Annotated in this window: 6 protein-coding genes and 2 pseudogenes; 6 read left to right on the forward strand and 2 right to left on the reverse strand. The window is 69.6% G+C overall.

What is annotated here, in order from left to right; all coding sequences use genetic code 11:
• From DQP58_RS27325 to DQP58_RS25145, 6 genes and pseudogenes are all read left to right on the forward strand, one after another.
• Positions 1–119, forward strand: a pseudogene (locus DQP58_RS27325) (hypothetical protein); the annotation flags it as partial.
• 19 nt (positions 120–138) lie between these two features.
• Positions 139–753 carry a cob(I)yrinic acid a,c-diamide adenosyltransferase gene (gene cobO / locus DQP58_RS25120; RefSeq protein WP_112710803.1) on the forward strand — a complete coding sequence of 205 codons (615 nt, stop codon included), beginning with the start codon at positions 139–141 and terminating at the stop codon, positions 751–753.
• An 11-nt stretch (positions 754–764) separates the two neighbouring features.
• Positions 765–2,147, forward strand: coding sequence for a cobyrinate a,c-diamide synthase (locus DQP58_RS25125; RefSeq protein ID WP_112710808.1), 1,383 nt, complete (start codon positions 765–767; stop codon positions 2,145–2,147).
• A 64-nt stretch (positions 2,148–2,211) separates the two neighbouring features.
• Positions 2,212–3,417 (forward strand): uroporphyrinogen-III C-methyltransferase, encoded by a 1,206-nt coding sequence (cobA, locus tag DQP58_RS25135; RefSeq protein WP_112710804.1) that lies wholly within the window; start codon positions 2,212–2,214, stop codon positions 3,415–3,417.
• A gap of 33 nt (positions 3,418–3,450) precedes the next feature.
• Positions 3,451–5,058: an MFS transporter gene (locus tag DQP58_RS25140; protein ID WP_112710805.1), complete on the forward strand. Its 1,608-nt coding sequence runs from the start codon at positions 3,451–3,453 to the stop codon at positions 5,056–5,058.
• A 127-nt stretch (positions 5,059–5,185) separates the two neighbouring features.
• Positions 5,186–6,943, forward strand: a complete 1,758-nt coding sequence (locus tag DQP58_RS25145) for a proline--tRNA ligase (RefSeq protein ID WP_112710806.1) — start codon at positions 5,186–5,188, stop codon at positions 6,941–6,943.
• Here the strand turns inward: DQP58_RS25145 and DQP58_RS25150 are convergent.
• Entirely contained in the window at positions 6,940–7,386 is a 447-nt protein-coding gene (locus DQP58_RS25150; protein WP_112710807.1) for a ferritin-like domain-containing protein, read from the reverse strand. The genes DQP58_RS25145 and DQP58_RS25150 overlap by 4 nt on opposite strands.
• Positions 7,383–7,629 (reverse strand): annotated as a pseudogene (locus DQP58_RS25155) (hypothetical protein); the annotation flags it as partial. The pseudogene DQP58_RS25155 and the gene DQP58_RS25150, both read right to left, overlap by 4 nt.

Below are 7,629 nucleotides of genomic sequence, written 5' to 3' on the forward strand. Positions count from 1 at the left end.
CGTCCTTTGTGCGGCTGGGCCTGGCCGGGCAACTGGCCCGCCAGCTGGGCGCGCCGGCGATCCGGCTGGAGCAGCTGCACGCCGATTCCCTGACGCGCGCGGTGCGCGACGTGGCCTGAGCGAAAGGGTTAAGCGCTTATGCCACAGGGTGTTCCATTGCAGGTTCCCAATGACGGCCTGACCACGCGGGCGCGGCGACACACGCCCGTGCTGGCGGTGCACACCGGCGCCGGCAAGGGCAAGTCCACAGCCGCATTCGGAATGGCGTTGCGGGCCTGGAACGCCGGCCTGGCGGTCGCGGTGTTCCAGTTCGTCAAAAGCGCCAAGTGGAAGGTGGGCGAGGAGACCGTCTTCGGTCAGCTGGGCCGACTGCACGACCAACACGGGATCGGTGGTCGCGTGGAATGGCACAAGATGGGCGCGGGCTGGTCCTGGACCCGCAAGGCGGGCAGCGAGGTCGATCACGCGGCGGCCGCGGCCGACGGCTGGGCGGAGATCGCGCGCCGGCTGGCCGATCAGCGTCACGACTTCTACGTGCTGGACGAGTTCACCTATCCGCTGAAATGGGGTTGGGTGGACGTCGACGAGGTGGTGCGGGTGCTGGCGGCGCGACCCGGTCATCAGCACGTGGTCGTCACCGGACGCGACGCCCCGCAACGCCTGATCGACGCGGCCGACCTGGTGACCGAGATGGCCAAGGTCAAGCATCCGATGGACGTAGGGCGCAAGGGGCAGAAGGGCATTGAGTGGTGAGCGCTCCCGCGATGGTCATCGCCGCCCCCGTCTCGGGCAGCGGAAAGACCACGCTGGCAACGGGTTTGATCGGTGCCTTCCGGCAGGCGGGCCACGTGGTGGCGCCGTTCAAGGTCGGCCCGGACTTCATCGATCCCGGCTATCACGGCCTCGCCGCCGGCCGCTCGGGCCGCAACCTCGACCCGGTGCTGGTGGGGGAGGGCCTGATCGGCCCGCTGTACGCCCACGGCGCGCGTGGCGCGGACATCGCCGTGGTCGAAGGGGTGATGGGGCTGTTCGACGGCCGGATCGGGGCCGCTGCAACCACTCCCGCGGCGGGCTCGACGGCCCACGTGGCAGGCCTGCTGGGTGCGCCCGTCGTCCTGGTCGTCGATGCGCGCGGGCAGAGCCAGAGCGTCGCCGCGCTGCTGCACGGCTTTTCCACCTTCGACACCGGTACCCGCGTGGCCGGGGTGATCCTGAACCGGGTCGGATCGGCCCGGCATGAGCAGGTGCTGCGGCAGGCTTGCGAGCACGCCGGCGTCCCGGTGCTGGGCGCCATTCCCCGGGTGGCCGAATTAGAGTTGCCCACAAGGTATTTGGGACTGGTCACCGCGGTAGAGTACGGGCAGCGGGCGCGGCTGGCGGTGGAGGCGATGACCGATTTGGTCGCTCGCCACGTCGACCTGGCGGCGATCGTTGCCGCCGCCGCAAGCCGGGTCACACAGCCGCCCTGGGACCCGGCGGCGGTGGTGGGGGAGACGCCCGCCGGGCATGCCACTGTCGCGATGGCGGCCGGCAAGGCATTCAGTTTCGGCTACGCAGAACACCGGGAACTGCTGGCCGCCGCCGGCGCCGACGTCGTCGAATTCGACCCGCTCGTCGACGCGTTGCCCGACGGCACCGATGCGGTGTTGCTGCCCGGCGGTTTTCCCGAACAGTTCACCGCGGAGCTCTCGGCCAACGACGTCGTGCGCCGGCAGATCAAGGAACTGGCCGCCGCGGGGGCGCCGATACACGCCGAGTGCGCGGGGCTGATCTACCTGGTCTCCGAGCTCGACGGCCAGCCGATGTGTGATGTGCTGGCCGGGCACGCCCAATTCACGTCGCAGCTGACCCTGGCGTACCGCGATGCCGTCGCCGTGGCGGATTCGTCGTTGCACGCTGCGGGCCAGCGGGCGGTGGGGCACGAATTTCACCGCACCACAGTCACATTCACCGACGATTATCAGCCGGCGTGGATGTACCGGGTCGACGGAGCCGCCCAGGGGAGCGCCGCCGTGCGTGACGGCGCCGTGCACGCCGGGGTGCACGCGTCTTATCTGCACACCCACCCGGCGGCCGCGCCGGAGTCGGTGGCGCGCTTCGTGGCACACGCTGACGCCCGGCTTCGCCGCGCTGGCGATCGCCACTAGATCGATGGTGGCGACCCGCTGCGCCCGGCTTCGCCGCGCTGGCGATCGCCACTAGGCTTGCCGAGTGACCGAGAGCGCCTACCTTGTTGGGCTGCGGCTGACCGGCAAGAAGGTCGTCGTGGTCGGCGGCGGCACCGTTGCCCAGCGCCGGTTGCCCTTGCTCATCTCGAGCGGCGCCGACGTCCACGTCATCTCCCGCAGCGCCACCCGGTCGGTTGAGGCGATGACGGGAATCACACTGGCACTGCGCGAATACCGCGACGGTGACCTCGACGGAGCCTGGTATGCGATCGCGGCCACCGATGACCCGCATGTGAACGAGGCCGTCGTCGCCGAAGCCGAACGCCGCCGCATCTTCTGCGTTCGCGCCGACGTCGCCGTCGAGGGGACCGCCGTCACCCCAGCATCTTTCGACTACGCGGGGCTGTCGGTCGGGGTGCTGGCCGGTGGCGAGCACCGCCGGTCGGCGGCGATCCGCTCGGCCATCCGCGAGGCGCTGCAGACCGGGCTCATCACGCCCGAGAGCCCGGTGGGCTCCGACGTCGTCAAGGGCGGCGTCGCGCTGGTCGGCGGCGGGCCGGGCGACCCCGAACTCATCACGGTGCGCGGCCGCCGCCTGCTGGCCCAGGCCGACGTCGTGGTCGCCGACCGGCTGGCGCCACCGGAACTGCTCGCCGAACTGCCCCCGCACGTCGAAGTCATCGACGCGGCCAAGATTCCGTACGGGCGGGCGATGGCCCAGGACGCGATCAACGACGTGATGATCGAGCGCGCCCGTGCCGGCAGCTTCGTGGTGCGCCTGAAGGGCGGCGACCCCTTCGTGTTCGCCCGCGGCTACGAAGAAGTGCTGGCGTGCGCCGAGGCCGGGATTCCGGTGACCGTGGTGCCGGGTGTGACGAGCGCCATAGGAGTGCCCGCTCTGGCGGGCGTTCCGGTCACTCATCGGGCGATAAATCACGAGTTCGTCGTGGTCAGCGGGCATCTCCCGCCCGGTCATCCCGAATCGTTAGTGAATTGGGATGCATTGGCCGCGATGTCAGGCACCATTGTTTTGCTGATGGCCGTCGAGCGCATCGAACTTTTCGCGGAGGCGCTCCTCAAAGGCGGCCGACCTGCGGATACTCCGGTGTTGGTCGTTCAGCATGGAACGACCGCCGCTCAACACACTTTGCGGGCTACCCTGGCCGACACGCCCGAAAAGATTCGGGCCGACGGTATCCGACCTCCGGCGATCATCGTGATCGGCGCCGTGGCGGCTTTCGGGCTTTAAACGGTTCTTAAGATTACTGTAAGGTAACCCTTTATGACGGCTCTCAACGATGCAGAGCGCGCGGTGCAGAATTTTGCCTCGGCGCGCCCCGATCGTCCGGCCCCGGTGCGCGCGGCGGAGACCTCCGCGAAAGCCCCGGCGGAGACCGCCTCAACGCGCATCCGCAAGTACTATCCGGCGTGGCTGCCCTCGCGGCGCTTCATCGCGGCCGTCATCGCCATCGGCGGCATGCAACTGCTCGCGACCATGGACAGCACCGTCGCCATCGTCGCGCTCCCCAAGATCCAAAACGAGCTGAGCCTGTCCGACGCCGGCCGCAGCTGGGTGATCACCGCCTACGTGCTGACGTTCGGCGGGCTGATGCTGCTCGGCGGTCGTCTCGGCGACACCATCGGGCGCAAGCGGACCTTCATCGTCGGTGTCGCGCTGTTCACCATCTCCTCCGTGCTGTGTGCGGTCGCTTGGGACGAGGCGACCATGGTCATCGCCCGGCTGTCGCAGGGCGTCGGTTCAGCCATCGCCTCACCGACCGGCCTGGCGCTGGTGGCCACCACCTTCCCCAAGGGGCCGGCCCGTAACTTCGCGACCGCGGTGTTCGCCGCGATGACGGCGGTCGGCTCGGTGATGGGCCTGGTGGTCGGCGGGGCGCTCACCGAGGTGTCGTGGCGGCTGGCCTTCCTGGTGAACGTGCCGATCGGCCTGGTGATGATGTACCTCGCCCGCACCGCACTGCGGGAGACCAACCGCGAGCGGATGAAGCTCGACGCCACCGGGGCCATTCTGGCCACCTTGGCCTGCACCGCGGCCGTATTCGCGTTCTCGATGGGGCCGGAAAAGGGCTGGATTTCGATCACCACCGTCGGCTCGGGCGTGGTGGCGCTGGGTGCCGCGCTGGCCTTCGTCATCGTGGAGCGCACCGCCGAGAACCCCGTCGTTCCGTTCGGCCTGTTCCGTGATCGCAACCGCCTGGTCACCTTCACCGCCATCTTCCTGGCCGGCGGGCTGATGTTCAGCCTGACCGTGTGCATCGGCCTGTACGTGCAGGACATTCTCGGTTACAGCGCGCTGCGCGCGGGCGTCGGCTTCATCCCGTTCGTCATCGCGATGGGCATCGGCCTCGGCGTCTCCTCGCAGCTGGTGTCCCGATTCTCCCCGCGGGTGCTGACCATCGGCGGCGGGATCCTGCTGTTCTGGGCGATGCTGTTCGGCTGGGCGTTCATGCACCGCGGGGCCGCTTACTTCCCCAACCTGGTGCTGCCCATCGTGGTCGGCGGCATCGGCATCGGCATGGCCGTCGTTCCCCTCACACTATCGGCCATCGCCGGCGTGGGCTTCGATCAGATCGGCCCGGTCTCGGCGGTCACGCTGATGCTGCAGAGCCTGGGTGGGCCGTTGGTGCTGGCGGTCGTCCAGGCGGTGATCACCTCGCGGACGCTGTATATGGGCGGCACCACCGGCCCGGTCAAGTTCATGAACGATGCGCAGTTGGCCGCGCTGGACAACGGCTACACCTACGGGCTGCTCTGGCTGGCCGGGGTGGCCGTCATCGTCGGCGGCGCGGCCCTGTTGATCGGCTACACCCCCGACCAGGTTGCGCACGCGCAAGAGGTCAAGGAAGCGATGGACGCCGGGGAGCTGTAGCTCACCGCAGGCGGGCTGCGCCGCTCACCGCCTCGCCGTCGAACGTCACGCCAGAGTGGCGTGGGGATGCGAGTGTTGCGCTGACGTGACGTTCGACGCAGCTACCCGCACGCTAGGCTAGCCCGCTGTGATCACCCGGATGTCCCAGTTGTTTGTGCGCACCTTGCGCGACGATCCCGCCGACGCCGAAGTGGCCAGCCACAAGCTGCTGATCCGGGGCGGTTACATCCGGCCCGTCGCGCCCGGCCTGTACAGCTGGCTGCCGCTGGGATTGCGGGTGCTGCGCCGCATCGAGCGCATCGTCCGCGACGAGATGAATGCCATTGGCGGGCAAGAGATCCTGTTTCCCGCCCTGCTGCCACGCGCGCCGTACGAGACGACGAACCGGTGGACCGAATACGGCGACTCGGTGTTTCGGCTGCAGGATCGCCGCGGCAACGACTACCTGCTGGGCCCCACCCACGAAGAGCTGTTCACCCTGACCGTCAAAGGGGAATACAGCTCCTACAAAGACTTTCCGGTCCTGCTTTATCAGATCCAGAACAAGTATCGCGACGAGGCGCGGCCGCGGGCCGGCATCCTGCGGGTCCGGGAGTTCGTGATGAAGGACTCCTATTCGTTCGACATCGACGACGCCGGACTCAAGGCCGCCTATCACGCGCACCGGGAGGCCTATCAGCGCATCTTCGCGCGCCTTCAGGTGCGCTACGTCATCGTCTCCGCGGTGTCGGGCGCCATGGGCGGCAGCGCGTCGGAGGAGTTCCTGGCCGAAAGCGCGGTCGGGGAGGACACCTTCGTGCGGTGCCTGGAATCCGGCTATGCGGCCAACGTCGAGGCCGTCGTCACCGCGCGCCCTGAGGCGCAGCCGATCGACGGGCTGCCCGAGGCGGTGGTGCACGACACGGGCGACACCCCGACCATCGCCACGCTGGTGGACTGGGCCAACCAGGCGGACCTGGGCCGCGCCGTCACCGCGGCCGACACGTTGAAGAACGTGCTGCTCAAGGTGCGTCAGCCCGGCGGGGAGTGGGAGCTGCTGGCCATCGGGGTGCCGGGTGACCGCGAGGTCGACGACAAACGGCTTGGCGCGGCGCTGGAACCGGCCGAATACGCGTTGCTCGACGACGCCGACTTCGCCAAGTATCCCTTTCTGGTGAAGGGATACATCGGCCCGAAAGGCTTGCAGAACAACGGTGTTCGCTACCTGGTCGACCCGCGGGTGGTGGACGGCACCAGCTGGATCACCGGGGCCGACCAGCCCGGGCGGCACGTCGTCGGGCTGGTCGCCGGGCGGGACTTCACCGCCGACGGCACCATCGAGGCCGCCGAGGTGCGCGACGGCGACCCCTCGCCGGACGGCGCTGGTCCGCTGGTTTCGGCGCGCGGCATCGAGGTGGCGCACATCTTTCAGCTCGGCCGCAAATACACCGACGCCTTCACCGCCGACGTGCTCGGCGAGGACGGCAAGCCGGTCCGGCTGACCATGGGCTCCTACGGGCTCGGGGTGTCGCGGATGGTGGCCGTCATCGCCGAGCAGCACCACGACGAACTGGGCCTGCGCTGGCCGTCGGCGGTCGCCCCGTTCGACGTCCATCTGGTGATCGCCAATAAGGACGCGGAGGCGCGTACCGGCGCCACCAACCTGGCCGACGAGCTGGACCGGCTGGGCGTCGAAGTGCTGCTCGACGACCGCCAGGCCTCACCCGGCGTGAAGTTCAAGGACGCCGAACTGCTCGGCGTGCCCTGGATTGTCGTTGTGGGACGGGGCTGGGCGGACGGCGTGGTGGAGCTGCGCGACCGCTTCGGCGGCGAAACCCGCGAACTGGCCACCGGGCCGTCACTGGCCGCCGACATCGCGGCGGCCTGCTCGCCGAATAGCGGTTAGTCGTTGCCCCCGGGAAAGCTCGTCGTGATGGGCCAGGCGCCCAGCACGCGGCTCCAGCGGGCGCCCATGACCGCGCTCTGCACCAGGGCCGTCGCGGCGAACGCGCGGTCGGCGCCGCTCTCGGCGTGCTCGGCGACGACGCGCCAGGCGCCCGCACCGTCGTTCTCCATCCGCGCGGCCAGGCGCGCGGCGTCGGCCGGGCCGCCGACCACCAGCGGCAGCTGGTAGCCCGCCGCGGCGACGGGAACGGTCACCTTGCGGGCATTGAGCATCGCGATGACGTCGTCACGGCGCTGGCGGTGCTGCGCGAGGGCCTCCACGACCATGTCGTTCACGCTGGGCGGCGACAGCGCCGAGACGATGCCGTAGCCGTAGATCGTCGAGTGCTCGATGGCCAGCGCGTCGCACAGCGCCGCGTTGTCGGCGTCCTTGCCGGACGTCATATCGACGGCCCCCCGGGCACGAGCGCGACCGTGTACGAGGCAGTGCAGGAGGCGGCGATCGAGGCCAGCAACCCGGCCCGATAGCCCGACTCGGTGCCCACCAGGCGGGTGGCGCTGTCGGCCGAGGCCCGCAACGCGTTGATCACGTCGGACACCGGCGGCGGAGGCGGTGGCGGGCCGGCCGGCTGGGCCTGGCCCGGGTTGGGCGTCTCGCTCGTGGGGGAGGTGGCGAGCTTGCCGGCC

Source organism: Mycobacterium colombiense, assembly GCF_003284975.1.
Lineage (GTDB): Bacteria > Actinomycetota > Actinomycetes > Mycobacteriales > Mycobacteriaceae > Mycobacterium > Mycobacterium europaeum_A.

Coding starts and splice junctions, on each gene's coding strand:
- cobO (WP_112710803.1), top strand. CDS start 139: ATGCCACAGGGTGTTCCATTGCAGGTTCCCAATGACGGCCTGACCACG.
- DQP58_RS25125 (WP_112710808.1), top strand. CDS start 765: ATGGTCATCGCCGCCCCCGTCTCGGGCAGCGGAAAGACCACGCTGGCA.
- DQP58_RS25140 (WP_112710805.1), top strand. CDS start 3,451: ATGACGGCTCTCAACGATGCAGAGCGCGCGGTGCAGAATTTTGCCTCG.
- DQP58_RS25150 (WP_112710807.1), bottom strand. CDS start 7,386: ATGACGTCCGGCAAGGACGCCGACAACGCGGCGCTGTGCGACGCGCTG.